The following is a 26,808-nucleotide window of genomic DNA, read 5'->3' as shown; positions in this document are numbered from 1 at the left end:
AGTATATCCCGATCATGGCGAAAATCACCCGCAAGCCGGCCTCGCGCAAAGCGGTGCCGAAGAAAAAAGCAAAGGCGGCCACCGCCAAACCGAAGGCGCCGGCCAGGAAATCGCTCAAGGCAACAAAACCCTGGACGCCGGCGGAAGTTCGCGAGGTCTTCAGCCGTTTCCGCAAGGCCAATCCCGAGCCGAAGGGCGAGCTCGAGCACGTCAACCCCTTCACGCTGCTGGTGGCCGTGGTGCTGTCGGCGCAGGCAACCGACGCCGGCGTCAACAAGGCGACACGGGAATTGTTTGAGGTCGCCGACACGCCGCAGAAGATGCTCGACCTCGGCGAGGAGCGCCTGCGCGACTACATCAAGACCATCGGCCTCTACCGTACCAAGGCCAGGAACGTGATTGCGCTGTCGGCAAAAGTCCTCAGCGATTTCGGCGGCGAGGTGCCGCGCACGCGCGCGGAGATCGAATCGCTGCCCGGCGCGGGGCGCAAGACCGCAAACGTCGTGCTCAACATGGCCTTCGGCGAGCACACCATGGCGGTGGACACGCACGTCTTCCGCGTCGGCAATCGCACCGGCCTCGCGCCCGGCAAGACGCCGCTCGAGGTAGAGCTTGGTCTCGAAGAGGTGATCCCGGCCGAGTTCATGCTGCACGCCCATCATTGGCTGATCCTGCACGGCCGTTATACTTGCCTCGCGCGCAAGCCGCGCTGCGAGGTTTGCCTGATCAACGATCTCTGCCGGTGGCCGGAGAAGACGGTCTGAGAAAGGCAAAGCGGTTTTGGGGACACGGCGTGAGTCAGCAGGAACAGGTTTCAACGTCACCGCCCACAGCCCCACCGGATCCGCCGCCCAAGTCGACACGGCGGCCGGCGAGCTCGCTCTGGAGCCGGCTGGCGATCCCGCTGTTCGCGGTGATCGTCGCGCTTGCCTTCGTCGCGCTGGCGACGCTGCGCTTCGACGAATGGGTCGGCAATGAAGTGGTCCAGACCACCAACGACGCCTATGTCCGCGCCGAGCTGACGCGGCTCGCGAGCCGGGTCTCCGGCGAGGTGCTGACGGTCGCAGTCACCGACTTCCAGCGCGTCAAGGCCGGCGATCTGTTGATCCAGATCGATCCCGCGGACTATCAGGCCCAGGTCGCGCAGTCCGAGGCGGCCGTTGCCGCCGCGCAAGCCGTGCTCGACAATCTCTCCAACCAGATCGAGCTGCAATATGCGACCATCGCGCAGGCCGAAGCCTCGCGCGTGTCGGCGGAGGCGCTGGAGGTCGAGGCCAAGCAGGAGCAGGAGCGCCAGCAATCGCTGTCGCAGACCGAAGCCGGCACGCGGCAGCGGCTCGAGCAGGCCGTCGCAGGCCTTGCCAAGGCGCAGGCCGATGTGCGCGCCAGCCGCGCCGTGATCGCCGCCCAGCAGCATCAGCTCGAGGTTCTGCAAGGTACGAAGAAGCAGCGCGCCGCCGATCTCGACGCCACCAAGGCGACGCTGGCGAGTGCAAAACTCAAGCTCGGCTACACCAGGATCACGGCGCCGTTCGACGGCGTTGTCGGCGAGCGGCAGGCGCAGCCCGGCGACTACGTCAATATCGGAACCAACCTCATCAATGTGGTGCCGCTGCCGAAGGTCTATGTAATCGCGAACTACAAGGAGACCCAGCTCACGCACGTTGCGCCGGGGCAGCCGGTCGAGATCACCGTCGACAGCTTCCCGCGCGAGAAGTTGCGCGGCAAGGTCGAACGCATCGCGCCGGCCACCGGTGCGCAGGTCGCGCTGCTGCCGCCGGACAATGCCACCGGCAATTTCACCAAGGTCGTGCAGCGCATTCCCGTCCGCATCCAGTTCGACGACAACCAGCCGCTGCTGGCGCGGCTCGTACCGGGCATGTCCGTCGTCACCAGCATCGATACGAAGGGTGCGGATGGCGGAAAATGACGATGCCGGTCGCGGGCCCGTCTCGCGCGGAGGCATCGCGCCGCAGCCGCTGTTTGCGGTGGCCGCGGTGCTGCTCGGCTCATTCCTCGCCAATTTCGACAGCCGGCTGACCACGGTCGGCCTGCCCGATCTGCGCGGTGCCTTCGGACTCAGCTTCGACGAAGGTGCCTGGCTTTCGACCGCCGGCATCGACTCGCAGATCTTCATTGCGCCAGCCGTGGCCTGGCTCGCGACCGTGTTCGGCCTGCGCCGTGTGCTCGGCATTCCCAGCCTCGTCTACGCGCTCGTCTCGTTGATCATTCCGCTCGTGCGCGACTATCCGACCTTGATCGCGCTGAGCGTCGTGCATGGCCTCCTGCTCGGCACCTTCGTGCCGGCCACGCTGATGATCGTGTTCCGCAACCTGCCGATCCGCTGGTGGCTGCCGGCGATCGCGCTCTATTCGATCCGCGTCGGCTTTGCGCTGGATTCGTCGACCTCGCTGGTCGGGTTCTATGTCGATCACCTCGGCTGGCAATGGCTGTACTGGCAGGGCGTGGTGATCGCGCCGCTGATGGGCCTGATGGTCTATCTCGGCACGCCCGGCGAGCCGGTCAATCGCGCACTGCTGCGCGAGGCCGATTGGGGCGGCATGCTGCTGCTCGGTGCGGGCGTCGGGATGATCTATGCCGGCCTCGATCAGGGCAATCGCCTGGACTGGCTCGGCTCCGGCACGGTGATGGCGCTGCTGGTCGGCGGCAGCGCGCTGTTCGTCGCCTTCCTCGTCAACGAATCACTGGTACGGCAGCCCTGGGCGCATGTGAACGTGTTGTTCTCGCGCAATGTCGGATTGGGGTTGATCCTGATCCTGCTCTACACGCTGACCAGCCTATCCAACGCGTCGCTGGTGCCGAATTTCCTCGGCGCCGTCGGGCAGCTCAGGCCCGAGCAGAGCGGCTGGCTGCTGCTCACCTTCGGCGCGTTGCCGATGTTCGTGCTGGTGCCTGTTTCGATATGGCTGCTCCGGCATTTCGATACGCGCACGGTGGTGGTCGTGGGATTTGCCTGCTTTGCTGCGGCCAATCTCTGGGGGACTCAACTCACCCACGACTGGGCGCGCGAGGACTTCATCGGCATCGTATTGCTCCAAGCGGTCGGACAGTCGCTGACGCTGTTGCCGCTTATCATCACCTTGTTGTCGAATTCCGATCCTAGCCGTGCCACGGCCTTTGCCGCCTATATCCAGATCATGCGGCTCGGCGGCGCCGAGATCGGCGTGGCGCTGATGGGAACGTGGCTGCGCGTTCGCGAGCAGATCCATTCCTTCTATATCGGTCAGAATCTCGAGGTCGGCGACGTCAATGTCGTGCGTGCGCTGAAGCAGCTCACCGAGCATTTCGCGGCCCATGGCGCCGGCTCGGCGCCGGCACGCGCGGTCGGGACGCTGGCGAGCTTCGTCGCGCGCGAGGCCAATGTGCTCGCCTATATCGACGGCTTCTGGCTATGCTTCTGGCTGGCGATATCAGCGCTCGGCTTCATCGCGCTGATCACCCGCGCGCCGCCGGGGCCGTTCACGCCGGCGCCATTCGGCTTTGCCAAGACAGTGCTCCGGAAATGCGGAGTCAAGGTCGCGTAGCGCCCGTTCACCTCTGCCGCGAGCGGGAGAGGGGGGGCATCGTCACCGCATCTGCCGCGCCGGCTCGATCAGCTCGGGCCGCGGTCCTGACAGCCGCTTGTGCATGTGGACCATGAAGGCCATGCCGAAGATCGGCGTCGCCAGGTTCACGATCGGGATCGAGACGAAGGCCGCGATGAACAGGCCCGCAGTGAAGATCGTCGCGGCATTGTCGCGCCGCATCGTCTTGGCGTCTTCCGGCGAGCGGAAGCGCATCGCCGCGAGCTCGAAATATTCACGGCCGAGCAGCCAGGCGGCCGCGAGGAAGAAGATCAGGAAACCGGCGCCCGCCAGGAACACCAGCGGCAATGCGAGGAGATAGACCAAAATGGTCAGCAGCGCGGTCTTGATGCCTTCGAGGATGGCCTGGTTGAAGGGCAGTGCCGTGCCCGGCCGCTCGGCCGGATAATATTCGCGTTCGACGATGTCGGCGACATCGTCGACGAAGAAGCTCGCCACCAGCGAGGTGATCGCGGGCATCAGGAACACGCTGCCGAACACGACGCCGAAACCGGCCGCAATCGAGATGATCCAGGACAGAACTTCCAGCGACGAGTGCCAGCTGGGCCCGAGCAGGCCCTCCAGCCAGACCTCGCCATAGGTCGCGAACCAGCTCAGCAATCGCTGCAACCCGATCGCCAGCACGACGATGAGTACGAGCGCCAGCCCGATCGACCGCCACAGGATCGAGCGCATCGGCGGCGACATCATTTGCGACAGCGCCTTGGCGGCGGCATCCAGCATGGGAACCTCTCACGAAATCACCAGCGAGAGGTAGACACCCCGGCTCGCTTCGGCAAGGGAGGCTGACCTGCCAGGTTCTGCGGCTTTATATTTTGGGCATGATCTTGTCGGTAAACCGCGTCACACTTTTCCGGATCATGCCCTATGGCTCCGCCACGATGCTCGCCCAGCAGGCGATGGCGCTGCAGACCGTGCTCCAGCGGCCGAATCCTTTGTAGATCTGGGCTGCGACCTGCTCCTGCTGCTTCAGCGTGCCCTCGGCCTTGATCTGCGGGTCGGAGACGTTGCGGATGGCGAGCCAGCGCGGCGCCTTTGCACCCATGTCCTGCGCCACGAGGCCCAGAATGGCATCGCCCATCTCGGAGACGTCGCCAAGCCCCTGGAGCTTGAAGTGATTGTCCGAGGTGTCGAAGCCGAAGAAATCGGTCGTGACCACGGAGGACGACAGCTCGCTCGGCTTGACCACGAAGATCTTCGGCGGCCGGGTGTTTGTCTTCGGCAGTTGCCCGGCATTGGCCTTGAACAGCGTCTTCGCCGTGGCGAACTTCGTCGTCTTGGCCGGCTTGCTGGAGAAATGCGCCTGCGCAAACGGCTGCTTCTTGAACTTCGACAGGCAGTCGAAACGCACGATCGGGCTGACCACGACGTCGCCGACCTCGACTCGTTTCCCGATGCCGCCGGCCGTGCCCGTGGTGATCACGAGCGTCGGCTGCACCTCGGTGATGATCTGGCGCCAGACGTCGATGTTCGGCAGCTGCGGCCCGTCCTGCGACATGTGCGAGTCGGATTTGAACACCACGACCTTCTTCCCGCCGATCGTCGTGGTCCAGAAGGCGCCGAGCCGCTTCAGCTCCCTGGCCGGACAGCCGTTGCGCATCTTCTTGGAGATGGTCGCGTAATTGTGCGTGTAGGGCACGTAGTCGTTGTGCGAATCCTTGCCAGGCGTCAGCACGCGGCTGGTTGCGTGGCCTTCGTCGACGGTCCAGGTCACGACCAGCACGTCGGCGCGCGGCAGCGGGCCCTTGCCGTTGCCCGGCTTCGGCCCGGTCTGCGGCGCGAGCCCCTTGGGCCAGGGAATGTCGGTGAACCGCGACAGCCCGGTCGCGGTCGAGAAGGCCATGAACGCGCGGCCTTCGATCGATTCGGAATCGAAATCGATGATCTCGCGCTGAAAGTCCTCGGGCGCGACCTTCGCGGTCTTCTTCACGGCGGCATCCGCGATGCGCTTGACGACGAAGGTCTGGCGCGGCGGCGGCGTGGTGATCGGATCGAACCCAAGATTTCTCTCAACCCATTTGCGGTCAGCAGGCATTAGACGGTCTCCGCCAATTGATTTTGACAAGCGTCATTCATGGGTCGGCCGGATCAGCCGACGGTTGCAATTTTAGATCGAAAACCTATTCACAGAATGGTCGGGGTTATTGACCAATTCCGTGCCGATTTGAGACGGCAGAGAAACCGCTCTGCAAAACAAGTGCTTTTCTGAAAAAAATCGATCAATCATCTGAACCAATCGGAATTTGAGATTACACCTATAGTTGAGGTGCATCAATCCGCCTTCCAATCACAAACGGAGGAAGTCATGGCAAGCTCGACTAAGCGTGTCACGCTGGCGAACAGCGCCCGGAAATTGCCGACGGGGGCCAAGCTCGTCGGCGCGGCCGATCCCAAGCAGGAAATCGAGATCAGCGTCCGCCTACGCGCCAAGCGCGCCGACGACGAACAGGTGATGGCGCTCGGCGCACAACCGCCGCGCGAGCGGCAATATCTTTCCCGCACGGAGTTCGCCGAACAGATGGGCGCCGATCCGGCGGACGTCGCCAAGATCGACGATTTCGCCCATCACCATGATCTCAACGTCAAGAGCGTGCATCTGGCCTCCCGCACGGTGAAGCTGACCGGCACGGTGAAGGCGATGGGCGCGGCTTTCGGCGTCAAGCTCAACAAGGTCAAGCACGAGGGCGCGACCTATCGCATGCGCAAGGGCAACGTGCAGATCCCGGCCGAGCTCGAAGGCATCGTGGTCGGCGTGCATGGCCTTGACAACCGGCCGGTGGCGCAGCCGCATTTCCGGCGCAGGATGGCTGGCAAGACCACTGGCAAGATAGCGAAGAAGGGCGCCACGGCGCGCGCGGGGCAGGGCGGCAGCTTCTCGGTCGAGGAGATCGCAAAGCTTTACGACTTCCCGGGCGGCGAGACCGGCGCCGGCCAGTGCATCGCCATCATCGAGCTGAACGACATCGACACCAAGGGCCATCCCACGGGCGCCGGTTACAAGACCTCGGACCTGAAAACCTTCTTCAAGAAGGCGAACATCCCGATGCCGCAGATCGTGCCCGCGAGCGTCGACGGCGGCGCCAACAAGCCCGGCCATTCCGATGCGGATGGCGAGGTCGTGCTCGATATCGAGGTGGCCGGCGCGATCGCACCCGGCGCCAGGATCGTGGTCTACTTTGCACCCAACACCACCAACGGCTTCATCGATGCGGTGAAGGCCGCCGTCCACGACACCGTGCGAAAGCCCTCGGTGATCTCGATCAGCTGGGGCGGACCGGAAGATCCGGCCGGCTCGCAGCAATTCCTCGACGGCCTCAATGAGGCGATCCGGGATGGCGCCGCGATGGGCGTCACAGTCTGCGTCGCCTCCGGCGACAACGGCTCGGCTGACATGGCCGACGGATGGGACGGCAAGCCGCATGCCGATTTCCCGGCCTCGAGCCCGTTCGCACTGGCCTGCGGCGGCACCAATCTGAAGGCCTCGAACGGTGCGATTACCGAGACGGTCTGGAACGGCGGTCCGCAGGACGGCGCGGGCGGCGGCGGCGTCAGCATCGTATTCCCGCGGCCGCAATACCAGGCCAACGCGCATGTGCCGAAATCGCCGTCACATTCGGTCGGGCGCGGCGTGCCCGATGTTGCTGGCGATGCCGATCCCGCGACCGGCTACCAGATCTTCCTCAACGGCGTCATGACCACGATCGGCGGCACCAGTGCGGTGGCGCCCTTGATGGCCGGACTGATCGCCCGCATCAACGAGGCCACGACCAGGAAATTCGGCAAGACGGTCGGCTTCATCAATCCGCTGATCTACGCCTCGCATGCGCATGGCGTGTTCCGCGACATCACCGTCGGCAACAACGACATCACCGGTTCCTTGCACGGCATGTACAAGGCCGGCCCCGGCTGGGATGCCTGCTCCGGCCTCGGCGTTCCCAACGGTGCGGCGTTGCAGAATCTGCTCGCCGCGTGAGCGACGCTTCCTCGACCCTCTCCCCGTTCTTACGGGGGGAGAGTCAAACCGTATCCAGCGCCTTGCCGCGCACGTTGGGGCCGAACAGCGTCATCGCGATCACCACGATGAGCATGGCCACGGTGATCAGGCCGAACACGCCGATGACGCCGGCCTCCTTCAGCATGTAGGCGACGATGAAGCCCGAGAATGTCGCACTCAGCCGGCTCATCGAATAGACGAGGCCGGACGCCTGCGCGCGGATCTGGGTCGGGAACACCTCGGTCTGGTAGGCATGATACGCGTAGGACATCGTCGTGTTGCAGGCGGTCAGCAGCACGCCGCAGACGATCAGCAGCGCCGGCTCGGTCAGCTGCGCGAACGCCATGCCGAACACGATGATGGCAAGGCAGGCGACGGCGATGATCCAGCGGCGTTCGAATTTGTCGGCGAAGCTTGCGGCGAGCAGCGGGGAGATCGGGTAGGCGAAGGCGACGATGAAGGAATATTGCAGGCTCTTGGTGACGGTGATGCCCTTCTCCACCAGCAGCGTCGGCACCCAATTGGCAAAGCCGTAGAAGCCGAAGGCCTGGCAGAGGTTGAACACCATGAACAGGACGACGAGCGAGAGATAGGGCGACCGGAACAGATCAGCGAAGCCGACGCGTGCTGTGGTCTGCGCCGTTGGCCGCGCGAGCGAAGCCGAGGGGCTCGCCGTTGCGACGCCGCCTCTGGATTCCAGCGTTGTGAGAATCCGGAACGCCTCATCGGTGCGGCCGTGGCGCGCCAGCCAGAGCGGGCTCTCGGGCAGGAACAGGCGCAGTACCCAGATGATCATGCTGGCGGCGGCGCCAATCAGCACCACCCAGCGCCAGCCTTCGACGCCGTAGGGCGCGAGCGGCACCAGCCACCAGGCGAGGAAGGCGACCACAGGCACGGCGACGAACATGATCGCCTGGTTCACCGCGAAGGCACGGCCGCGCATCCGGCTCGGCACCAGCTCCGTGATGTAGGCGTCGATGGTGATGACCTCGATGCCGATTCCGATGCCGGCGAGGAAGCGCCACAGCAACAGTCCGCCCGACGAGGTCTGGCAGGCCATGATCGCCGAGGCCGCGGTATAGCCGAGCAGTGCATAGGTGAAGATCGCGCGGCGACCAAACCGGTCGGCGAGGAAGCCGAGGAAGAAGGTGCCGACGAACAGGCCGGCAAAGGTCGCGGCGACGAAGGCGCCGATGCCGGAGAAGCCGAAGAAGGCCTGCGTCGTCGTGCTCAACAGTCCGCTGCGGCCGAGACCCGGCGCGATGTAGCCGGTCAGGAACAGATCGTAGATCTCGAAGCAGCCGCCGAGCGAGAGCAGGATGACGAGCCGCCAGACATGGCCTGTCGCCGGCATCGCCTCCAGTCGTCGCGAGATCTCGTCCGGTCCTGAAGGTGCAGCGCCCAGCTCAAAGCCTGTGTCGATGCCGACAACGCTCATGATGTCCTCCCCGTGGCGCGCCAATCGCGCGCGGTTCCCGGCGGCTCATCTCTGTGGTTTTCGCGAACCTTGCCGGACCGCGCCATGTTGGCCGGGCGACGCCAGAAATCCAGACGAACATATCGATCGAAGCGTTCGAGATTTTCGAACTCGGGAGAGTCCGCGTCTCCCTACTCCACCAGCGTCGCCTGCCAGCCGCCGTTGCGCACCTGCTCGGCAATCAGCGACAGCATCAGGCGGCGCATCTCTTCCATCGCGTAGGTCATCGGGCGGTTGCGCAGGCGACAGAGATAGAGCGTACGGGTGAGTTTCGGGGCGATCACTTCGCGCGCGACAAGGCGGCCGGCAGCGAGTTCTTCCCGCGCGAACAGCTTGGTCGCGATGGTGCAGCCGAGCCCCTCCACCAGCGCGCCGGTCATGCCGGTGATCGAATTGGCGTGCAGGATCGCGCCGCCCTCCAGCCGCTTGAGCAGCACGGGATCGTCGAGCAGCGCGCGCGAGGACAGGCCGAGGCCGTAGCGCAGCAGGATCAGCGGCAGCCGGCTCAGCTCCTCGAAGCGGATGGGCGTTTTGGCCTTGCCGACGAGCCTGGGAATGCCGACCAGGAACATCTCCTCCTCGAGCACGGCCTCCGTGATCAGCTCTTTCTCCGATGGCGGATTGTAGACCAGCGCGAGGTCGACGTTGGAGACCATGAGATGCATCAGCGTCGCGCCGGACAGGCTCTCGGTGAGCGACAGCTTCAGCTTGGGATACTTGGTCAGCACCGTGCGCATCAGCTCGACGCCGATCGCCTTGACGCCGGAATTCGCCATGCCGATCGAGATCTCGCCGGCAATGACGCGGGCGCCCTCGCGCACCTCGGTCTCGGCCTCCGCCATCGCACGCAGGATGATGCGGGCGTGCTCGTAGAGCCGCTCGCCGGCCGCGGTCGGGTCCATGCCGCGCGACTTGCGCTCGAACAGCGGCGTTGCGAACTCGGCTTCCAGGTTCGAGATATGGTGGCTGAGCGCGGATTGGGCGACATTCACCTGGTCGGCGGCGCGCGACAGGTTCCGCTGCTCGTAGACGGCGATGAAATAGCGGAGCTGGCGCGAATCCATGTCAGATCGCCATTGGCGGTGAAGCGTTCTATAAGCGCGAAGGCATTCTTCGACAGATTATATTTTTAAGAAGGCTTGTGAAGACCTAGTCTTCGAACCCGTACGGACATGGAGTGACGGATGGCTGAAACCGGATTGCCGCTCGAAGGCGTGCGGGTCGTCGAGATGACCCACATGGTGATGGGCCCGACCTGCGGCATGATCCTGGCGCAGCTTGGCGCCGAGGTAATCAAGGTCGAGCCGCCCGCCGGCGACAAGACCCGCTCCCTCGGCGGCATGGGCACGGCGTTCTTCCCGCTGTTCAACCGCGGCAAGCGCAGCGTGGTACTGGATTTCGAGAAGCCAGAGGATCGCGACACCATGCATAGGCTGCTGGAAACGGCCGACGTGTTCCTGGAGAATTTTCGCGACGGCCTGCTCGAGAAGCAGGGGTTGGGTGTCGAGGAGCTGCGCCGCCATCATCCGCATCTGATCGTCGCCGGCCACAAGGGCTTTCTGTCCGGCCCCTACGAGCATCGTCCGGCGCTCGACGAGGTCGTGCAGATGATGTCGGGGCTCGCTGCCATGACCGGCACCAAGGAGAAGCCGCAGCGCGTCGGTTCCTCCGCCAACGACATCATGGGCGGCATGTTCGGCGTGATCGCCATCCTGGCTGCGCTCTACCAGAAGCGCGGTGGCAAGCGTGACGGCGCCGACATCCGTATCGGTCTGTTCGAGAACTGCCTGTTCCTGGTCGCCCAGCACATGGTCGAGTACGAGATGACCGGCAACAAGCCGCGCTCGATGCCCGAGCGCGAGCATGCATGGCCGATCTACGATATTTTCGACGCCGCCGGCGATGGCCGCATCTTCATCGGCGTCGTGACGGAGGGGCACTGGCAGGCGTTCTGCCGCGAGTTCGGCTTGAGCGAGTTTCTCGACGATCCCGCCCTGCGCACCACCACCGACCGCATCCTGGCGCGTCCGCGGATTCTCCCGCGCGTCGCCGAGATCATCCGGCAATGGAACGTGGGCGAGCTGTCGCGAAAGCTCGACGCGCTCAACATCTGCTTCTCGCCGATCAACCGGCCCGAGGATCTGCTGACCGACCCGCATGTGCTGCGGCCCGGCGGGCTTGTCACGAATGTCAACGCCGACGGCAAATCGTTCCATGTGCCGACGCTGCCGATCGAGTGGAATGGCAACCATCTCGGCGAAGGCCTGAAGGTCGCGCCGCTCGGCGCCGACACGTCCGCTGTCCGTGCCGAGATCGACGACAACAACGACGTCACGTCAAAAGCCGCTGGGAGGCGCGCATGAGCCGGATCGAGACGATTTATCCCGCGGATCGCGTCAGCGTGCGCGAAGTCGGCTTGCGCGACGGGCTCCAGCTCGTGAAGAAGTTTCCGTCGACCGAGGCCAAGCAGCGCTGGGTCCGCGAGGAATACGCCGCGGGCGTCAGGCATTTCGAGGTCGGCTCGTTCCTCCCGGCAAAGACCTTTCCGCAATTCGCCGATGTCCGTGATGTCATCGCGACGGTGGCGAGCCTGCCCGGTGCCCACGGCATCGCGCTCGCGCTCAACGAGCGCGGCGTCAACGAGGCGCTGGAATCAGGGGTCGGCGAGATCGCCTCGGTGGTTTCAGCCACCGAGGAGCACAGCCAGGCCAACGCGCATCGCTCGCGCGAGTCCGCAATCGCCAACATCAAGCGCCTGTGCGAGATGCGCGATGCCAGCACCCACAAGCCGCTGGTGAATGCCGCGATCTCGATGGCGCTCGGCTGCTCGATAACAGGCGCGGTCGATCCCGAGGAAGTGCTGCGGCTCGTCGACAAGTGCCTCGAGGCCGGCGTCGATTTCGTCGCGATCGCCGACACCGTCGGCTATGCCGGGCCGAAGCAGGTCGGTGACTTGTCGCGCGCCGCGGTCAAGCTCGCGGGGAAAAGGCCGATCTGCATCCATCTCCACGACACCCGAGGCATGGGCATCGCCAACGCCGCTGCCGCCCTCGACGAAGGCGTCCGCATCCTCGACGGCTCGCTCGGCGGCCTCGGCGGTTGCCCCTTCGCGCCCGGCGCGACCGGCAATGTCGTGTTCGAGGACCTCGTGTTCCTGTGCGAGAGCAAGGGTTTTGCGACGGGAATCGATCTCGAGAAGCTGATTACGGTGCGCAAGATCCTGCGCGAGGAAATGCCGAACGAGCAGCTCTATGGTGGTCTCGCGCGCGCAGGATTGCCGAGCGGGACTGCAGCGAAGGCGGCTTGAGTGGTGCGCCTCTCCCCGCCTGCGGGGAGAGGGGGAAGAATCAATCGTGCCGATGCCCGTGCTTCCGCATCTTGGAAGGCTTGCCTTCCCCCGTCGGAATCATCACCACACGCCCATAACGCACCCCGCGCTCGGCGATGATGTGATCGGCAAAGTGTCTGACCTCGGCGGCGTCACCGCGGAGCGCCGTCATCTCCATGCAATTGTCGTCGTCGAGATGGACGTGCAGGGTGGCGAGCGCGAGGTCGTGATGGCCGTGGAATTCCTGCACCAGCCGCTTCGAGAGGTCGCGCGCGGCGTGATCGTAGACATAGACGAGGCCGGCAACGCAGGGGCCGCTCTGCGCGGTGTCCTCGCTCGATTGCTGCAGCCCGGCGCGGGCGAGATCGCGGATGACCTCGCTGCGGTTCTGGTAGCCGCGCGCCTCGGCGGCAGCGTCGATCTCCGCTAAAAGATCGTCCTCGATCGTGATCGTAATCCGCTGCATCAGGCCCTCTCTGCGGGTACCGCCGAATGGACCTGTTCTACACGGATTTCGTCGCCCTCACAGCTTCGTCGCACGCAGCCTTAGCGCATTGCCGACCACGCTCACCGAGGACAGCGCCATCGCCGCGGCCGCGATGATCGGCGACAGCAGCAGGCCGAAGGCGGGATAGAGGATGCCGGCGGCGATCGGAATGCCGGCAGCGTTGTAGATGAAGGCGAAGAACAGATTTTGCCTGATATTGCTCATCGTCGCCTGCGACAGCTTTCGCGCACGCACGATGCCGGTGAGGTCGCCCTTCAGCAGGGTGACGCCGGCGCTTTCCATTGCAACGTCGGTGCCGGTGCCCATGGCGATGCCCACCTCGGCCGCCGCCAGCGCCGGTGCGTCGTTGACGCCGTCGCCGGCCATCGCGACGCTGCGTCCGGCCTTTTGCAGCTTCATCACGACCGCGCTCTTCTGGTCGGGCAGCACCTCGGCTTCGACATCGGCAATGCCGAGCCGGCGCGCCACCGCCTCCGCCGTGGTGCGGTTGTCGCCGGTCAGCATGATGACCTTGATGCCCTCGGCCGCGAGCGCCTTCAGGGCCTCCGGGGTCGAGGCCTTGACCGGATCGGCGATGGCGAACAGGCCGGCAAGCGCGCCGTCGATTGCCATGTTGATCACGGTGGCGCCGTCGCCGCGCAAGCGTTCGGCCTCGGCATCGAGCGCCCTGGTGTCGATGCCGATCGACGTCAGGTATTTGGCGTTGCCGAGCACGATGGTCCTGCCGTCGACCTGGCCGGTCGCGCCCTTGCCGGTAGGCGAATCGAACTCTTCGACCTGGCCGAGCGCAAGCTGCCTCTCCTTGGCCGCGCGCACGATCGCGTCGGCCAGCGGATGCTCGCTGGCGCGCTCGACGCTGGCCGCGAGTCGGACAATGTCGTCCTCGGCAAAGCCGGTAGCCGGCACGATCGACACCACCTTGGGCTTGCCCTCGGTCAGCGTGCCGGTCTTGTCGACGACGAGCGTGTCGATCTTCTCCATCCGCTCCAGCGCTTCGGCATTCTTGATCAGGACGCCGGCCTGCGCACCGCGGCCGACGCCGACCATGATCGACATCGGGGTCGCGAGGCCCAGCGCGCAGGGGCAGGCGATGATCAGCACGCTGACGGCAGCCACCAGACCGAACGCCAGCCGCGGCTCCGGTCCGAACCAGGCCCATGCCGCGAACGCGATGACGGCAACCGCGATGACGGTCGGCACGAACCAGCCCGCGACCTGATCGGCCAGCCGCTGGATCGGTGCGCGCGAGCGCTGGGCGTCAGCGACCATCTGCACGATTTGCGACAGCAGCGTCTCGCGCCCGACCTTGTCGGCGCGCATGACGAAGCTGCCGGATTGATTGAGCGTACCGGCGATCACCTTGGCGCCGGCCTCCTTGGTGACGGGCATCGATTCGCCCGTGACGAGCGATTCATCGAGCGAGGAGCGACCCTCGAGGATTACGCCATCGACTGGCACTTTCTCACCGGGACGGACGCGCAAGCGGTCATCCGCGCGAAGCGTATCGATCTCGACCTCGTGCTCGGAGCCATCGGCATCGACGCGCCGCGCGGTTTTCGGCGCGAGCTGGAGCAGCGCCTTGATCGCGCCCGACGTCGCATCGCGGGCGCGCAGTTCCAGCACCTGGCCGAGCAGGACCAGAACGGTGATGACGGCGGCCGCTTCGAAATAGACGGCGACTGCGCCTCCGTGGCCGCGGAAGGTGGCGGGGAAGATCTGCGGCGCGATGGTGCCGATCAGGCTGTAGACATAGGCAACGCCGGTACCCATCGCGATCAGCGTGAACATGTTGAGGTTGCGCGTCAGCAGCGACTGCCAGCCGCGCACCAGGAACGGCCAGCCGGCCCACAGCACGACGGGCGTGGCGAACACGAGCTGGATCCAGTTCGACAATGTCGGATCGATCCAGTTGTGCGGCCCCGCGAGATGGCCGCCCATTTCCAGTACGACGGCTGGCAGTGCCAGCGTACCGCCGATCCAGAACCGCCGCGTCATGTCGGCGAGTTCCGGATTGGGTCCGGTCTCCAGGCTCGCGACTTCCGGCTCGAGCGCCATGCCGCAGATCGGGCAGCTGCCGGGTCCGACCTGGCGGATCTCCGGATGCATCGGGCAGGTGTAGATCGTACCTTCAGGCATCGCCGGCTCGGACGCCTTGTCCTTTGAGAGGTACTTGGCGGGATCGGCGGCAAACTTGGCGCGGCAGCCGGCGGAGCAGAAATGGAAAGTCTCGCCGTGGTGCTCGAAGCGATGCTTCGAGGTCGCGGGATCGACCGTCATGCCGCAGACGGGATCGAGCACCTTTGTCGCGCCGTGGTCATGACCGTGATGCTGAGCATGATCGCCGTGACCGCCGCAGCAGGACGAGACGGCGGGCTTGGGCGCGGTCGCCGCGATCTTGGTGGAGCAGCCGCATCCGGACTGCGTGTTCCGGTGATGATGGCTGTGGTTCGTGTCGCTCATTCCTGCACTCCGGCCTTGTAACCTATACCCGGTAGGGGTATATAGAGGTCATGCGCAAGGACATCAAGGCTTCCGTCGGAAAACGTCTCGGCCGGATCGAGGGCCAGGTTCGTGGCCTGTCGAAAATGGTAGAGGAAGACCGCTATTGCATCGACATCGTCACGCAGATCTCGGCGGTGCGCGCCGCACTGCGCCGGGTCGAGGAAGAGGTCTTGAAGGACCACGTCGCGCACTGCGTCGAGCACGCGATTGCGAGCGGCGACAAGGCGGATCAGCGCGAGAAGATCGCGGAGCTGATGGCGGTGATTGGCAGGGCGGAGCGGTAGGTTCTTCCGTCGTCTGGCGCAAGCCAGCACCATCCCGCGGAATCCATCAATTGCGTCCGGTAGCCGTACCGCACGCCGAATCTTCGCAATCTGCCAATTGGAGTGATGGGTCCTGGCCTTCGCCAGGAGACGGCAGAGCTATGCCGCCCGCTCTCTCGTCCGACCTCGGCGCCGCGGGCGATACATCGCCAGCTTCTTCAGTAACGAGACATGCGCGGCGCTCATTTGCTCAGCCGAAACCTCAGCCGGCGCTTCTTCGTCAATCGCTTCAGGAACGAGCGGCGGCGAACTGACCGTTTCTGGAAACACACCGAATGAGCCCGCTACCTCCTCGAGCGGCTTTTGCTTGTCGGCCCAGTGCAAGGCTGTGTAGTCGAAGCCGTGCACGATGGTGGGTTTGACGACTTCGAAGTAGGGCGAGATGTCGAAGTCGCGGGGCATGTAGAGCGAGGAGTCGCGGATGTGCAGGATCTCGCGGCGCGCGGCGCGGCTGCCGGCCTTGGTGATCTTCGGCAGGATCGGATAGCGCACGGCGTCGAAGGCCTGCGCGATCAGCGCCGAACAGATGATCTTGGTCGGATCGCCCGAGCCGATCGCGATCATGCGCCGCCGCCAGCGCTGCGGCACCGGCAGCGGGAACAGGAAGCGCATCAGGTCGATGATGTTCTTGGTGTCGTAGCCGAAGCCGATGCGGTTGATCGCATAGCGGCACACGGTGGTGCGATCCTCGTAGGAGAGCCCGACCGGGCGGCAGAGTCGGGTGTGATAGGGGAAATATTTCGACAGCGGGGCGGAGGTGACGCCCTCGCCGATATTGGCCTCGATCAGCACATGCGGCTCGCCATCAGGCTCCTGCGCGCCTTCGACCGGGCCGACATAGAGCGCGGCATGCGACCAGGTCGACTGCGTCAGATATTTGATGATGCCGGAGATGCGGTTGTTGCCCTCGACCAGCATGACGTCGCCGGGCTGGATCACGCCGCGCAGGTGCTCGGGGTCGCTCGGCGTGAACGGCTCGTAGCCCGGCACCTCCTTCGAGAGGTACGCGGCTATCAATTTGCCGACTGAATCTAGGACCGTCCCCATGAACTCCCCCGGGCCTTTCTGGCCATCTTTTTTCCATCTGTATCATGGTCGAAACCTGTTGCAATTCGGTTCATGGGTCTGTGAGGTCGAGCACGATTGATTCACCATGATGGTTGCTGCGCAACATCAGATACGGCAAGGTTCGCTGGCTGTTCCCGTTCGCTGCAAGTCCCCGGAAACCATGACATGACAATCACGCGCCGCAGCTTCCTATCGGCGTCGGCAGCCTTTGCCGCAGCGCCGGTCCTGCGCGCAACGGCCGCACCCCTGCCGCGCGAGGCTGACATTGTCGTGATCGGTGCGGGAGCGGCCGGCATCGCTGCAGCGCGGCGCGTCATGGCAGCCAATCGCAAGGTCGTGGTGGTGGAGGCGGCGTCGCAAGTCGGCGGGCGCTGCATCACGGATACGACCACCTTCGACGTGCCGTTCGATCGCGGCGCACGCTGGATGCACAATCCCGACACCAATCCGATGATCCGGCTCGCGCGCAGTGCCGGGCTCGATGTGTCCCCTGCACCGTCGGGTCAGAAGATGCGCATCGGCCGCCGCAATGCGCGCGCGGGCGAGACCGAGGAGTTTCTGGCGGCACTGGTGCGCACCAACCGTGCCATCGACGAGGCCGCGCGCGGCAAGCTCGATACCTCCTGCGCGTCTGTGCTGCCGAAGGATCTCGGCGACTGGGCGGGGGCCGCCGAATTCGTCCTCGGCGCGAGCTTTGCCGGCAAGGATCTGAAGGAGCTGTCGGCGATCGACAAGGCGCGCGCGCAGGACCGCAATGCCCCGATCGCCTGCCGCCAGGGTCTGGGCACGTTGATCGCCAGGCTCGGCGAGCAGGTGCCGACGGTGCTTTCGACGCCGGCCAGCCGCATCGCCTGGAGCAACCGCGACGTCAGCGTGGAGACGCCATCCGGCAAGATCGCCGCGCGCGCGGCCATCGTCACGGTATCGACCAATGTGCTGACGTCGGGTGCGCTCAAGTTCGCGCCCGACATTCCCAAGCGCACGCTCGATGCGGTATCGAAGCTCACCCTCGGCAGCTACGATCGCATCGTGCTGCAGCTGCCAGGCAACCCGCTGGGCCTCGCGCGCGACGATGTTCTCGTCGAGCAGAGCACTTCGACGCGCACCGCACTGATGTACGCCAATATCGGGGGATCCTCGCTGTGCTCGATCGACGTCGGCGGCTCGTTCGGCCGCGATCTCGCCGAGCAGGGCGAGAAGGCGATGACGGCATTCGCGAAGGAGTGGATCACAAAACTGTTCGGCAGCGAGGCGGCGGCCGCCGTGCAGAAGACCGCGGTGACGCGCTGGAACGCCTCGCCCTATGTCATGGGCGCGATGTCGGCGGCCTCGCCCGGCGGACAACTCGCGCGAAGAGTTTTGACCGAGCCGATCGGCAACATGTTCCTCGCCGGCGAAGCCACGCATGACACGCTGTGGGGCACGGTCGACGGCGCCTGGGACAGCGGCGAGCGCGCCGCGGACGCCGCGCTGCGCAAGATCGGTGCGCTGAAGGCCGAGCCGGCCGACGTGCCGACGCAATCGACGAAGAAGCGCCGCGCACCACGGCGGTGACGAGAGCTACCGCAAAATCCCGTCCAGCACCGGCAGCCCGGTGATGACCGCGATTGCGATCAGAGCGTAGCAGATCCTGCGGAAGATCGTCTCGCTGGCGCGACCGAACAGCGATGCGCCGAAGGCGACGCCGATCGCGTAGACCGGCCCGACGATCAGTGACAGCACCAGCGACTCGCGCGAGATCAGGCCGGTCGTGGCATAGCTGACCATCGAGAAGAAGTCCGAGGCGCCGAAGAACAGCAGGATGTTGGCGCGGGCGACGATCGAGGCGATGGGGCGGCCGAGCCAATAGCCGACGATCGGCGGCCCGCCGGTCTGGGCCAGCCCGCTACAGAAGCCGGAGAGACCGCCGATACCAATCGAGAGCCACACGTGGTCCTTGCCACGATAGCGCCAGCCCGACAGCAGCAGCAGAAGCAGCGCGGCGACGAAGCAGGAGATGATCCAGCGCGTGGTGACGGGCTCGAGCACGTTGAGGAAATAGGTGCCGACGGGCACGCCGACCAGGGCGCCCAGCACGATCACCGCGGTCGCCTTGCGGTCCGCCTTGCGCCACGCGTCGGGCAGCAGCGGCGCGGCCGCGACGAAATCGATGACGAGAAGTAGTGCCGCAACCAGCCGCGGCGCCGCGACGCTGCTCGCCAGCGGCATGAAGATCAGTGCCGAGCCGAAGCCGGAGAAGCCGCGCGCGGTGCCCGAAACGAAAGCGATGGCGCAGAGCGCCATCGCGATGGTGAGACTGACGTCCCTGGGAAGGAAGTCCGTAAGCGTCATGCTCCATGTCTCTCGAGCATGACGTTGTCCGAAAGCGGCTTCACACCTTTCGGCGTCATGCTCTCAACGTGCCGCCCGTCTTCTTCGTGACCTCAGCCACGATCTTCGCGGCGACGGCCTCGATTTCCTGGTCGGTCAGCGTCTTCTCGCGCGGCTGGATCGTCACCGCGATGCCAACAGACTTCTTGCCGTCGTCGATGCCCTTGCCTTCATAGACGTCGAACACGATGACGCCGGTGATCAGCTTCTTGTCGACGCCTTGCGCGGCGCGGACGATGTCGCCGGCCTTCACGGTGCGGTCGACGATGAAGGCGAAGTCGCGTGACACGGGCTGAAATGCCGACAGCTCGATCAGCGGCTTGGCGCGGGTCGGCTTCTTCTTGGCTTCCGGAATGCGGTCGAGGGTGACCTCGAACACGACAAGCGGGCCGTCGGCGCCGAGCGCCTCCAGCGCGCGCGGATGCATCTCGCCGAAGTATCCGAGCACGTTCTGCGGCCCGATCTGGATCGTGCCGGAGCGGCCCGGATGCAGCCAGGCGGGACCGCCGGCGACGATCTGCAGCGCCTGCATCGGGGCGCCGGCCGCAGCCAGCACCGCGAGCGCATCGGACTTGGCGTCGAACACGTCGGTCTGCGCCGAGCCCGACCAGTGCCGTCCCGATCCTTCCGACGATGCAAGGCCGCGCCGCACGCCGCTCGCCGCCATGAACTGATCCTGCGGACGATCGCCCTTGAAGACCTGTCCGACCTCGAACAGCACGACGTCGCCATAGCCGCGGTCGGCATTGGCCTGTGCCGCGGCGACCAGGCCCGGCAACAGGCTCGGCCGCATGTCGGAGAGGTCGGCCGCGATCGGGTTGGCGACTTCGAGCTCGCGCTGGCCGCCGCCGAAGAGCTCGGCCGCGGGCTTGGTGATGAACGACCACGTCACGGCCTCGGTCATACCGCGGCTCGCGAGCGCGCGCCGTGCGCGGCGAGTACGGAGCTGGAGCGGCGTCAGCACAGATTTGCGGGCGTCTTCGCCACGCTCGAACGGCGTCATCGGCACCTTGTCGACGCCGTAGATGCGGACGACTTCCTCGACGAGGTCAGCCTTGCCATGCACGTCGGAGCGCCACGATGGCACCGCGACCTTCACGAGCGGGCCGGGGCCCGCCATCATGAAGCCGAGGTGGGTGAGGATGCGCTTCATCTCCGGCATCGGCACCTCGATGCCGGACAGGCGCTTCACCTCGGTCACGGGGAAGTCGATGATGCGGTCATCGCCGAAGGCCTTGCCGACCACGACGTTCTCCGATGGCGTCCCGCCGCACATCTCCATCACGAGTTTCGTGGCGAGCTCGAGCCCTGGCACCATGAAGGCCGGATCGACGCCGCGCTCGAAGCGGTAGCGCGCATCGGAGTTGATGCCGAGCTTGCGGCCGGTCTGGGCGATGTTGATCTCGTTCCACAGCGCCGACTCGATCAGCACGTCGGTGGTGTTTTCGTCGCAGCCCGAGGCCTCGCCGCCCATGATGCCAGCGAGCGATTCGACGCCGTGCTCGTCGGCAATGACGCAGATCGAGGGATCGAGATTGTAGGTGCGGCCGTCGAGCGCGAGCAGCGTTTCGCCGTCGCGGGCGTGCCGCACCACGAGATTGCCCTTCACCTTCCTGGCGTCGAACACGTGCAGCGGGCGCGCGCGGTCGTAGGTCATGAAGTTGGTGATGTCGACCAGCGCATTGATCGGACGCAGTCCGATCGCAGTCAGCCGCTTCTGCAGCCAGTCCGGTGACGGTCCGTTCTTCACGCCGCGGATGAGGCGCAGTGCAAAGCCCGGACACAGCCTGGCGTCCTCGACCGTGACCTTCACGGGGCAGGGGAATTCGCCCTTGATCGGCTTGACGGTGGGATCCTTGAACTTGCCCATGTCGGCGGCGGCAAGATCGCGCGCGATGCCGTGCACGCCGGTGCAGTCCTGCCGGTTCGGCGTCAGATTGATCTCGATCACGGGATCGCCGAGCGCGGCCCATTCGGCGTAGCCGGCACCGATCGGTGCGTCCGCCGGCAATTCCATGATGCCGTCATGGTCGTTGGAGATCTGCAACTCGGCCGCCGAGCACAGCATGCCGCGGCTTTCGACGCCGCGGATGGTGCCGACGCCGAGCGTGATGTCCTTGCCGGGAATGTAGGTGCCGGGCGGCGAGAACACGCTGACGAGCCCGGCGCGCGCGTTCGGCGCGCCGCACACGACCTGCACCGCCGCGCCACCGTCACCGGTGTCGACCATGCAGACGCGCAGGCGATCGGCGTTGGGATGCTGCTCGGCCGAGATCACCTTCGCAATGGTGAAGGGCTTCAGCGCCTTCGCCTTGTCCTCGATGTTCTCGACCTCGAGCCCGATCATGGTGAGCTTGTCGGCAAGCTTTTCCAGCGACTCATCGGTGTCGAGATGATCCTTCAGCCAGGAGAGGGTGAATTTCATGGCTGGTTGCCTCGGCTCTTGTCGGTTGAATTGCTCTGGTCAGTGCTAGTGTTCCCTCCCCCCTTGTGGGGGAGGGTCAGGGAGGGGGGTAAGCCGCGGGCTCCGACAGAAGCTGCCTGGCCGATCGTCTGAACAACCCCCTCGAGGTTCGTCATCACCTGCTCGTTGGTGAAGCGAAGAACCTGAAAACCCTCAGCGGTGAAGAACGCGTCGCGACGTTGATCTGCTTTTTGCCGCTCTTCAAAGTCGTGCGATTCTCCGTCGAGCTCGATGATGAGTTTGGAGGAGAAGCAGACGAAGTCGGCGACGTAGTTTCCGATTGGGGTTTGACGGCGGATGCCCAAACCGTCGATGCGATTAGCCTTCAGGTAGCGCCACAGCAGTTTTTCAGCGCGCGTCATCGACCGGCGAAGTTGCTTCGCCCGGCTGCGCTGACGCTCGCTCACAACTGCGTGCGGCATCCGCGGCTACCCCCCTCCCTGACCCTCCCCCACAAGGGGGGAGGGAACGGAGAGAATCTTCGTGCGAGCGAGCATCACGAGCTCAGCCCTCCCGCGAGCGTCGGCACTTCGAGCGGCTTGAAGCCGTAATGGCTGAGCCAGCGGACGTCGCTGTCGAACAGTTGGCGGAGATCGGCGATGCCGTATTTCAACATGGCGATGCGGTCGATGCCCATGCCCCAGGCAAAGCCCTGGTACTCGTCGGGATCGATGCCGCAGGCACGCAGCACGTTCGGATGCACCATGCCGCAGCCCAGAATCTCGAGCCAGTCCTCGCCCTCGCCGAAGCGAATCTCGCCCTTGTCGCGGCGGCACTGGATGTCGACTTCCAGCGACGGCTCCGTGAACGGGAAGAACGAGGGACGGAAGCGCATGTTGATGTGGTCGACCTCGAAGAACGCCTTGCAGAACTCGTGCAGGATCCATTTGAGGTGGCCGAGATGAGAATGCTTGTCGATGACGAGCCCTTCGACCTGGTGGAATTGCGGCGTGTGGGTCGCGTCCGAATCGATGCGGTAGGTGCGGCCCGGGCAGATCACGCGGATCGGCGGCTTCTGGCTCAGCATCGTGCGCACCTGCACCGGCGAGGTGTGGGTACGCAACAGCATGCGCGAGCCGTCCTCCTTCGGATAGAAGAAGAACGTGTCGTGCATTTCGCGCGCCGGATGGCCTTCAGGGAAATTCAGCTTGGTGAAGTTGTAGTCGTCGGTCTCGATGTCTGGGCCTTCGGCGACCGAGAAACCCATGTCGGCGAAGATCGTGGTGAGCTCGTCCCAGACCTGGCTCAGCGGATGGATGCGGCCGGCCTCGGCCTGCGCATCGCGCAGCGGCAGCGTGACGTCGACGGTCTCGGATGCGAGCCGCGCATCGAGCGCTGCCGACTTCAGCACGTCGCGCCGTGCACCGAGCGCCTCGGTGACCTTGTCCTTGGCCTGGTTGATCGCCGCGCCCTGCGTCTTGCGCTCGTCGGGCGACATCTTGCCGAGCGTGGCAAGCAGCGCCGAGATCGAGCCCTTCTTGCCGAGGGCTGCGACGCGCACCGCTTCGAGCGCGGCTTCGTCGCCGGCGGCGGCGATCTGGTCGAGGATGGATGTTTCAAGCGTTGCGAGGTCGGACACAGTCAAATCCTTGCTGCCAAATTCGGCTGGGTTGTCGCCGCCCGAAGGGCGTAACGTCAAGCAAAAAGCCGGTCATTTCCGCTTCTCGAGCGGCTGGGTTGAACCTCGCGCGGGGACCCGGCACCAAGACAGGATACGAGGAGACCTTTGCGATGCTTTCGAAATGCTGTTTGGCCGTCCTGGCCATCGTTCTGTCGGCTGCCGCGACGCCTGCGCGCGCCATGGTCTGCATGGACAAATCCATGACGCTGGACGAGGTCGCGGACACCATCAGCGCGCAGAAGGGCTGCGAAAGCGCGATGAAGGTCTTCAAGGATTGCGAACTGACCGCGAGTGGCGATGTTCAGCTCGGCGCCGCTGTCGAAAGGAAATGCGAGGTGGACTTCAAGTCCGGCCTCAGTGCCGCGCAGAGCCAGGCCTACAAGCGCGAGATGCACGCATGCGACGTCAAGTACCGGAACAAGTCCGGCACCATGTATCTCTCGTTTACGGCTTTCTGCCGGGCGGAGGTCGCCCAGCGTTACTCGCAGCGCGCGCTGAAGGCTGCGGGCCAGACGGGCCGCTAGCGCAAGCCTCAGGCCGCGAGAGCAGCCTTTTAGGCGGCTAGCGCAGCTTTGGCCTTCTCGGCGATCAGCTGGAACGACGCGGGCTCGTGGATCGCGAGATCCGACAGCACCTTGCGGTCCACGGTGATGCCCGACTTGGCGAGACCGTCGATAAATCGGCTGTAGGTCAGGCCGAACGGACGGACCGCTGCGTTGAGACGCTGGATCCAGAGCGCGCGGAAGGTGCGCTTCTTGCGCTTGCGGTCACGGAAAGCGTACTGCTGGGCCTTTTCCACGGCCGGCTTGGCGGCGCGGATGGTGTTCTTGCGGCGGCCGTAGAAGCCCTTGGCGGCCTTGTAGACTTTCTTGTGCTTGGCGTGGGCGGTCACACCGCGTTTGACGCGAGACATGACAAAAATCCTTCAGAGATGACTTTGTTTCGGATTGCCGCGAAAGGTGCGGCAGAGATGGCAATGATCTTCGTCGATCTTGGACGCGATCAGGCGTTCGGCAAGAAGTACTTCTTGACGTTGTCGCCGTCGGTCTTGAACAGCACGCTGGTGCCGCGAAGCTGACGGATCTGCTTCTTCGTCCGCTTGATCATGCCGTGACGCTTGCCGCGATGGGCGAACATCACTTTGCCGGTGGCAGTCACCTTGAAGCGCTTTTTAGCGCCCGATTTGGTCTTCAGCTTGGGCATTTGGCTCTCCTAATGGCCAACGACATCCGCCCGCGAAGGCGGCGTGGCCGTCAAAAATGCTCGTTAGAGCGTTGATTGTGCTCAGGTTTTTGCGAACAAGCGCGAAACCCGCACGAAACACCGCCACGGCAGCCCTTAATCAGCCGGGCGATGAAGGTCGGGCTTATGACAGAGAACGGGCGAATTGGCAACGATGATGAACCGGCGAAACCTGCCCGCCGACTATTGGGTGTTGCCACCCCTTGTTCACGCCGTCCCGTCCGGAGCAGGACCAAAATGGCCCATTTTTCCCGATCGATTTTGTCCGTTGTCACACGTCCGCGCCACCTGGCGCTGTTGGCCGTACTCGCCGCGGCGGCCGTCCCATCGACTGCCGATGCCCGCATCGCCGGGTATGACGGTGTCTGGAACGTCACCTTCGCCACCACCCGCGGCGTCTGCAGCTCGGGCTACAGCGTCCCCTTCACCGTGACTGGCAGCCGGGTCTCGTCCGCCGGTGGCGGCCGGGTGTCCGGCACCGTCAATCGCGGCGGCGCCGTAGCGGTCCAGGTGTCGGTCGGCGCCTCCCATGCCAGTGGAGGTGGTCGTCTCGGCGGCGCAGCCGGAGCCGGCTCCTGGCGGGGCGTCATCTCCGGCGACCAGTGCAGCGGCACCTGGCAGGCGACGCGGTCCTGAAAACGTAAACGGCCCGCCGGACGATCCGGACGGGCCGTTGAATTCTCAGTCCCGAGAAGCTGCACTCAGCGCGGCGCCAGTACCATGACGACCTGACGGCCCTCGAACCGGGCGTCCTGCTCGACCTTGGCGAGCTCGGCGACGTCGGTCTTGATCTTGTCCAGCAGCTTGGTGCCGATCTCCTGGTGCGCCATTTCGCGGCCGCGATAGCGCAGGGTGATCTTGACCTTGTCGCCCTCTTCGAAGAACCGCAGCATCGCGCGCATCTTCACGTCGTAATCGTGGTCGTCGATCATCGGGCGGAGCTTGATCTCCTTGATCTCGACGGTCTTCTGCCGCTTGCGGGCTTCGGCGGCTTTCTTCTGGGCGGAATACTTATACTTCCCGTAGTCCATGATCTTGCAGACGGGAGGGCTGGTATTCGGCGAAATCTCGACGAGATCCATGCCAGCTTCCTGGGCCATCTTGATGGCGAGCATCGTCTCGACGGTGCCTTTGTTGTCACCGGCAGCGTCGATCAGCTGGATCTGCGCATTGCGAATATCATCATTGATGCGCGGCCCGTCTTTGGCGGCAGGGGCCGGGGCTCTATTGGGACGGCGAATGGGTGGTTCTCCAAAGTTGTGAAAGGAAGCGGCTATTTTGAAGGAAGATGCGTTTGCCGGCAAGCAAGTCGCTCGTGCGAGAAGCGAAAAACCCTCAAATGCGAGGCATTTTGGTCACGCCCATCGGCACGGTGCTCGACATAGACACCTTGCCCCTGTTCCGCAAGCGTCCCAAAGGGACAATACCACTATAGGGTTGCTTCGTGGAACGGGGACCACGCCCTCAAACCCCACAGCAAGAGTAAACGTTCCATGACCCCAGCAATTCCCGATGCCGTGCTCGACTTCATCGATGTTGGCGAAGGACCGTCAGCGCGCAAAATCGCGGTGCGTCACCGCGCCGGCCAGGGATCTGGTCAAGGGCCCGGCGTCGTCTGGCTCGGCGGCTTCAAGTCGGACATGCAGGGCGGCAAGGCGGTGGCGCTCGACGCCTGGGCCGGCGAGCGCGGCCGTGCCGCCGTCAGGTTCGACTATTCCGGCCATGGCGAATCCAGCGGCGATTTCGCCGACGGAACCATCGGCAGCTGGCTCGAGGACAGCGTCGCGGTGTTCGAGCGGTTCTGCACCGGTCCGCAAATCCTGATCGGTTCGTCCATGGGCGGCTGGATGGCGCTGCTGCTCGCGCGGGAGATCAGGAAGCGTTCCGGCAAAGCCTCGCTGGCGGGCCTGGTGCTGATCGCACCGGCGCCCGACTTCACCGAAGAGCTGATGTGGAAGAATTTTTCACCCGAGGTGAAGAAGGAGATCGAGACTAAGGGCTTTTGGCTCAGGCCATCCGAATATGGCGACGGCACGCCCTATCCGATCACGCGCAAGCTGATCGAGGAGGGGCGCAACCATCTCGTGCTCGGCAGCGCCATCGATCTCGGCTGTCCCGTCCGCATCCTGCAAGGCGCGCAGGATCCTGATGTGCCATGGCAGCACGCGTTTTCGTTGACGCACCGCCTGCCGGCCGACGACGTCGTGCTCACCCTGATCCAGGACGGCGATCACCGCCTGTCCCGCCCGCAGGACATCGCGCGCATTCTTGCCGCGGTGGCGGAGATCGGGTGAAGTAGGCCGCAA

The 26,808-nt window shown here is 64.9% G+C and carries 25 protein-coding genes; 11 read left to right on the top strand and 14 right to left on the bottom strand.

The genetic code is table 11. From position 1 onward, the window contains the following. Nucleotides 1-14 precede the first annotated feature (14 nt). The 3 genes from nth to XH90_RS00770 are packed head-to-tail and all read left to right on the top strand — an operon-like array spanning nt 15 to nt 3,545. Nucleotides 15-764, top strand: a complete 750-nt coding sequence (gene nth / locus XH90_RS00780) for an endonuclease III (protein ID WP_194478746.1) — start codon at nt 15-17, stop codon at nt 762-764. A gap of 29 nt (nt 765-793) precedes the next feature. Further along, nucleotides 794-1,930: an HlyD family secretion protein gene (locus XH90_RS00775; RefSeq protein WP_194478745.1), complete on the top strand. Its 1,137-nt coding sequence runs from the start codon at nt 794-796 to the stop codon at nt 1,928-1,930. After that, nucleotides 1,917-3,545, top strand: a complete 1,629-nt coding sequence (locus tag XH90_RS00770; RefSeq protein ID WP_194478744.1) for an MFS transporter — start codon at nt 1,917-1,919, stop codon at nt 3,543-3,545. Before XH90_RS00775 ends, XH90_RS00770 begins: the two co-directional genes overlap by 14 nt. A gap of 42 nt (nt 3,546-3,587) precedes the next feature. Here the strand turns inward: XH90_RS00770 and XH90_RS00765 are convergent, their stop codons facing one another. Next, a complete protein-coding gene (locus XH90_RS00765) occupies nt 3,588-4,328 on the bottom strand; it encodes a sulfate transporter family protein (RefSeq protein WP_194478743.1) in 741 nt (246 codons plus the stop codon). 142 nt (nt 4,329-4,470) lie between these two features. Then, the gene (locus XH90_RS00760; protein ID WP_194478742.1) at nt 4,471-5,640 is read right to left on the bottom strand and encodes a hypothetical protein; all 1,170 of its coding nucleotides are present in this window, start codon (nt 5,638-5,640) and stop codon (nt 4,471-4,473) included. Nucleotides 5,641-5,910: 270 nt separating this feature from the next. Here XH90_RS00760 and XH90_RS00755 point away from each other — a divergent pair, with 270 nt between their 5' ends. Then, a complete protein-coding gene (locus XH90_RS00755; protein WP_194478741.1) occupies nt 5,911-7,578 on the top strand; it encodes a protease pro-enzyme activation domain-containing protein in 1,668 nt (555 codons plus the stop codon). 43 nt (nt 7,579-7,621) lie between these two features. Here XH90_RS00755 and XH90_RS00750 read toward each other — a convergent pair whose 3' ends face one another. Both XH90_RS00750 and XH90_RS00745 read right to left on the bottom strand, forming a co-directional pair. Further along, complete coding sequence (locus tag XH90_RS00750; protein ID WP_194478740.1) at nt 7,622-9,037, bottom strand: MFS transporter; 1,416 nt, start codon at nt 9,035-9,037, stop codon at nt 7,622-7,624. Nucleotides 9,038-9,207: 170 nt separating this feature from the next. Continuing rightward, the gene (locus tag XH90_RS00745; RefSeq protein WP_194478739.1) at nt 9,208-10,140 is read right to left on the bottom strand and encodes a LysR family transcriptional regulator; all 933 of its coding nucleotides are present in this window, start codon (nt 10,138-10,140) and stop codon (nt 9,208-9,210) included. Nucleotides 10,141-10,260: 120 nt separating this feature from the next. On the opposite strand from XH90_RS00745, the gene XH90_RS00740 reads away from it, so the two are divergent. Both XH90_RS00740 and XH90_RS00735 read left to right on the top strand, forming a co-directional pair. Beyond that, nucleotides 10,261-11,439, top strand: coding sequence for a CoA transferase (locus tag XH90_RS00740; RefSeq protein ID WP_194478738.1), 1,179 nt, complete (start codon nt 10,261-10,263; stop codon nt 11,437-11,439). Continuing rightward, entirely contained in the window at nt 11,436-12,383 is a 948-nt protein-coding gene (locus tag XH90_RS00735) for a hydroxymethylglutaryl-CoA lyase (RefSeq protein ID WP_194478737.1), read from the top strand. The genes XH90_RS00740 and XH90_RS00735 overlap by 4 nt, the downstream gene beginning before the upstream one ends. A 40-nt stretch (nt 12,384-12,423) precedes the next feature. On the opposite strand, the gene nikR is transcribed toward XH90_RS00735, so the two are convergent. Both nikR and XH90_RS00725 read right to left on the bottom strand, forming a co-directional pair. Next, nucleotides 12,424-12,870 carry a nickel-responsive transcriptional regulator NikR gene (nikR, locus tag XH90_RS00730; RefSeq protein ID WP_194478736.1) on the bottom strand — a complete coding sequence of 149 codons (447 nt, stop codon included), beginning with the start codon at nt 12,868-12,870 and terminating at the stop codon, nt 12,424-12,426. A gap of 57 nt (nt 12,871-12,927) precedes the next feature. Next, entirely contained in the window at nt 12,928-15,372 is a 2,445-nt protein-coding gene (locus tag XH90_RS00725) for a heavy metal translocating P-type ATPase (RefSeq protein ID WP_194478735.1), read from the bottom strand. Nucleotides 15,373-15,422: 50 nt separating this feature from the next. Between XH90_RS00725 and XH90_RS00720 the strand changes: the two genes are divergently transcribed. Beyond that, nucleotides 15,423-15,698: a metal-sensitive transcriptional regulator gene (locus XH90_RS00720; protein ID WP_007598521.1), complete on the top strand. Its 276-nt coding sequence runs from the start codon at nt 15,423-15,425 to the stop codon at nt 15,696-15,698. Between the two features lie 138 nt (nt 15,699-15,836). Here the strand turns inward: XH90_RS00720 and XH90_RS00715 are convergent, their stop codons facing one another. Further along, nucleotides 15,837-16,784: a YiiX/YebB-like N1pC/P60 family cysteine hydrolase gene (locus XH90_RS00715; protein WP_194478734.1), complete on the bottom strand. Its 948-nt coding sequence runs from the start codon at nt 16,782-16,784 to the stop codon at nt 15,837-15,839. Nucleotides 16,785-16,970: 186 nt separating this feature from the next. On the opposite strand from XH90_RS00715, the gene XH90_RS00710 reads away from it, so the two are divergent. Further along, nucleotides 16,971-18,359, top strand: a complete 1,389-nt coding sequence (locus XH90_RS00710; protein ID WP_194478733.1) for an NAD(P)/FAD-dependent oxidoreductase — start codon at nt 16,971-16,973, stop codon at nt 18,357-18,359. Between the two features lie 6 nt (nt 18,360-18,365). On the opposite strand, the gene XH90_RS00705 is transcribed toward XH90_RS00710, so the two are convergent. The 4 genes from XH90_RS00705 to pheS all read right to left on the bottom strand — a co-directional run bounded on the left by XH90_RS00705 (nt 18,366) and on the right by pheS (nt 23,218). After that, nucleotides 18,366-19,136, bottom strand: coding sequence for a sulfite exporter TauE/SafE family protein (locus XH90_RS00705; RefSeq protein WP_194478732.1), 771 nt, complete (start codon nt 19,134-19,136; stop codon nt 18,366-18,368). Nucleotides 19,137-19,191: 55 nt separating this feature from the next. After that, nucleotides 19,192-21,600, bottom strand: coding sequence for a phenylalanine--tRNA ligase subunit beta (gene pheT / locus XH90_RS00700; RefSeq protein WP_194478731.1), 2,409 nt, complete (start codon nt 21,598-21,600; stop codon nt 19,192-19,194). Next, nucleotides 21,597-22,061: an endonuclease domain-containing protein gene (locus tag XH90_RS00695; RefSeq protein WP_194478730.1), complete on the bottom strand. Its 465-nt coding sequence runs from the start codon at nt 22,059-22,061 to the stop codon at nt 21,597-21,599. The genes pheT and XH90_RS00695 overlap by 4 nt, the downstream gene beginning before the upstream one ends. A gap of 74 nt (nt 22,062-22,135) precedes the next feature. After that, nucleotides 22,136-23,218: a phenylalanine--tRNA ligase subunit alpha gene (gene pheS / locus XH90_RS00690; RefSeq protein ID WP_194478729.1), complete on the bottom strand. Its 1,083-nt coding sequence runs from the start codon at nt 23,216-23,218 to the stop codon at nt 22,136-22,138. Between the two features lie 152 nt (nt 23,219-23,370). Here pheS and XH90_RS00685 point away from each other — a divergent pair, with 152 nt between their 5' ends. After that, the gene (locus XH90_RS00685; RefSeq protein WP_194478728.1) at nt 23,371-23,784 is read left to right on the top strand and encodes a hypothetical protein; all 414 of its coding nucleotides are present in this window, start codon (nt 23,371-23,373) and stop codon (nt 23,782-23,784) included. A 29-nt stretch (nt 23,785-23,813) separates the two neighbouring features. Here XH90_RS00685 and rplT read toward each other — a convergent pair whose 3' ends face one another. Together rplT and rpmI are read right to left on the bottom strand one after the other, a co-directional pair. Next, entirely contained in the window at nt 23,814-24,173 is a 360-nt protein-coding gene (gene rplT, locus XH90_RS00680; RefSeq protein WP_092239381.1) for a 50S ribosomal protein L20, read from the bottom strand. A gap of 89 nt (nt 24,174-24,262) precedes the next feature. Next, a complete protein-coding gene (gene rpmI / locus XH90_RS00675) occupies nt 24,263-24,463 on the bottom strand; it encodes a 50S ribosomal protein L35 (protein ID WP_027535561.1) in 201 nt (66 codons plus the stop codon). A 276-nt stretch (nt 24,464-24,739) separates the two neighbouring features. On the opposite strand from rpmI, the gene XH90_RS00670 reads away from it, so the two are divergent. Continuing rightward, entirely contained in the window at nt 24,740-25,138 is a 399-nt protein-coding gene (locus XH90_RS00670) for a hypothetical protein (RefSeq protein ID WP_194478727.1), read from the top strand. 65 nt (nt 25,139-25,203) lie between these two features. Here XH90_RS00670 and infC read toward each other — a convergent pair whose 3' ends face one another. Further along, nucleotides 25,204-25,743, bottom strand: coding sequence for a translation initiation factor IF-3 (gene infC, locus XH90_RS00665; RefSeq protein ID WP_194482547.1), 540 nt, complete (start codon nt 25,741-25,743; stop codon nt 25,204-25,206). A gap of 252 nt (nt 25,744-25,995) precedes the next feature. Here infC and XH90_RS00660 point away from each other — a divergent pair, with 252 nt between their 5' ends. Continuing rightward, complete coding sequence (locus tag XH90_RS00660; protein ID WP_194478726.1) at nt 25,996-26,796, top strand: carboxylesterase; 801 nt, start codon at nt 25,996-25,998, stop codon at nt 26,794-26,796. The last annotated feature ends 12 nt before the right edge of the window (nt 26,797-26,808 follow it).

This window comes from Bradyrhizobium sp. CCBAU 53338 (assembly GCF_015291665.1).
Taxonomy (GTDB): domain Bacteria; phylum Pseudomonadota; class Alphaproteobacteria; order Rhizobiales; family Xanthobacteraceae; genus Bradyrhizobium.
Note: the sequence above shows the minus strand (reverse complement) of the source record. Positions and strands in the feature narration are given on the sequence as shown.

Excerpts from the sequence above, each read along its gene's own strand:
- XH90_RS00745 (WP_194478739.1), bottom strand. The coding sequence starts at position 10,140 with ATGGATTCGCGCCAGCTCCGCTATTTCATCGCCGTCTACGAGCAGCGG.
- XH90_RS00750 (WP_194478740.1), bottom strand. The coding sequence starts at position 9,037 with ATGAGCGTTGTCGGCATCGACACAGGCTTTGAGCTGGGCGCTGCACCT.
- pheT (WP_194478731.1), bottom strand. The coding sequence starts at position 21,600 with ATGAAATTCACCCTCTCCTGGCTGAAGGATCATCTCGACACCGATGAG.
- XH90_RS00735 (WP_194478737.1), top strand. The coding sequence starts at position 11,436 with ATGAGCCGGATCGAGACGATTTATCCCGCGGATCGCGTCAGCGTGCGC.
- XH90_RS00725 (WP_194478735.1), bottom strand. The coding sequence starts at position 15,372 with ATGAGCGACACGAACCACAGCCATCATCACCGGAACACGCAGTCCGGA.
- nth (WP_194478746.1), top strand. The coding sequence starts at position 15 with ATGGCGAAAATCACCCGCAAGCCGGCCTCGCGCAAAGCGGTGCCGAAG.
- XH90_RS00770 (WP_194478744.1), top strand. The coding sequence starts at position 1,917 with ATGGCGGAAAATGACGATGCCGGTCGCGGGCCCGTCTCGCGCGGAGGC.
- XH90_RS00670 (WP_194478727.1), top strand. The coding sequence starts at position 24,740 with ATGGCCCATTTTTCCCGATCGATTTTGTCCGTTGTCACACGTCCGCGC.
- XH90_RS00760 (WP_194478742.1), bottom strand. The coding sequence starts at position 5,640 with ATGCCTGCTGACCGCAAATGGGTTGAGAGAAATCTTGGGTTCGATCCG.
- XH90_RS00660 (WP_194478726.1), top strand. The coding sequence starts at position 25,996 with ATGACCCCAGCAATTCCCGATGCCGTGCTCGACTTCATCGATGTTGGC.
- XH90_RS00755 (WP_194478741.1), top strand. The coding sequence starts at position 5,911 with ATGGCAAGCTCGACTAAGCGTGTCACGCTGGCGAACAGCGCCCGGAAA.
- XH90_RS00710 (WP_194478733.1), top strand. The coding sequence starts at position 16,971 with ATGACAATCACGCGCCGCAGCTTCCTATCGGCGTCGGCAGCCTTTGCC.
- XH90_RS00715 (WP_194478734.1), bottom strand. The coding sequence starts at position 16,784 with ATGGGGACGGTCCTAGATTCAGTCGGCAAATTGATAGCCGCGTACCTC.
- XH90_RS00705 (WP_194478732.1), bottom strand. The coding sequence starts at position 19,136 with ATGACGCTTACGGACTTCCTTCCCAGGGACGTCAGTCTCACCATCGCG.
- nikR (WP_194478736.1), bottom strand. The coding sequence starts at position 12,870 with ATGCAGCGGATTACGATCACGATCGAGGACGATCTTTTAGCGGAGATC.
- rplT (WP_092239381.1), bottom strand. The coding sequence starts at position 24,173 with ATGTCTCGCGTCAAACGCGGTGTGACCGCCCACGCCAAGCACAAGAAA.
- XH90_RS00685 (WP_194478728.1), top strand. The coding sequence starts at position 23,371 with ATGCTTTCGAAATGCTGTTTGGCCGTCCTGGCCATCGTTCTGTCGGCT.
- XH90_RS00695 (WP_194478730.1), bottom strand. The coding sequence starts at position 22,061 with ATGCCGCACGCAGTTGTGAGCGAGCGTCAGCGCAGCCGGGCGAAGCAA.
- XH90_RS00720 (WP_007598521.1), top strand. The coding sequence starts at position 15,423 with ATGCGCAAGGACATCAAGGCTTCCGTCGGAAAACGTCTCGGCCGGATC.
- XH90_RS00765 (WP_194478743.1), bottom strand. The coding sequence starts at position 4,328 with ATGCTGGATGCCGCCGCCAAGGCGCTGTCGCAAATGATGTCGCCGCCG.
- rpmI (WP_027535561.1), bottom strand. The coding sequence starts at position 24,463 with ATGCCCAAGCTGAAGACCAAATCGGGCGCTAAAAAGCGCTTCAAGGTG.
- XH90_RS00740 (WP_194478738.1), top strand. The coding sequence starts at position 10,261 with ATGGCTGAAACCGGATTGCCGCTCGAAGGCGTGCGGGTCGTCGAGATG.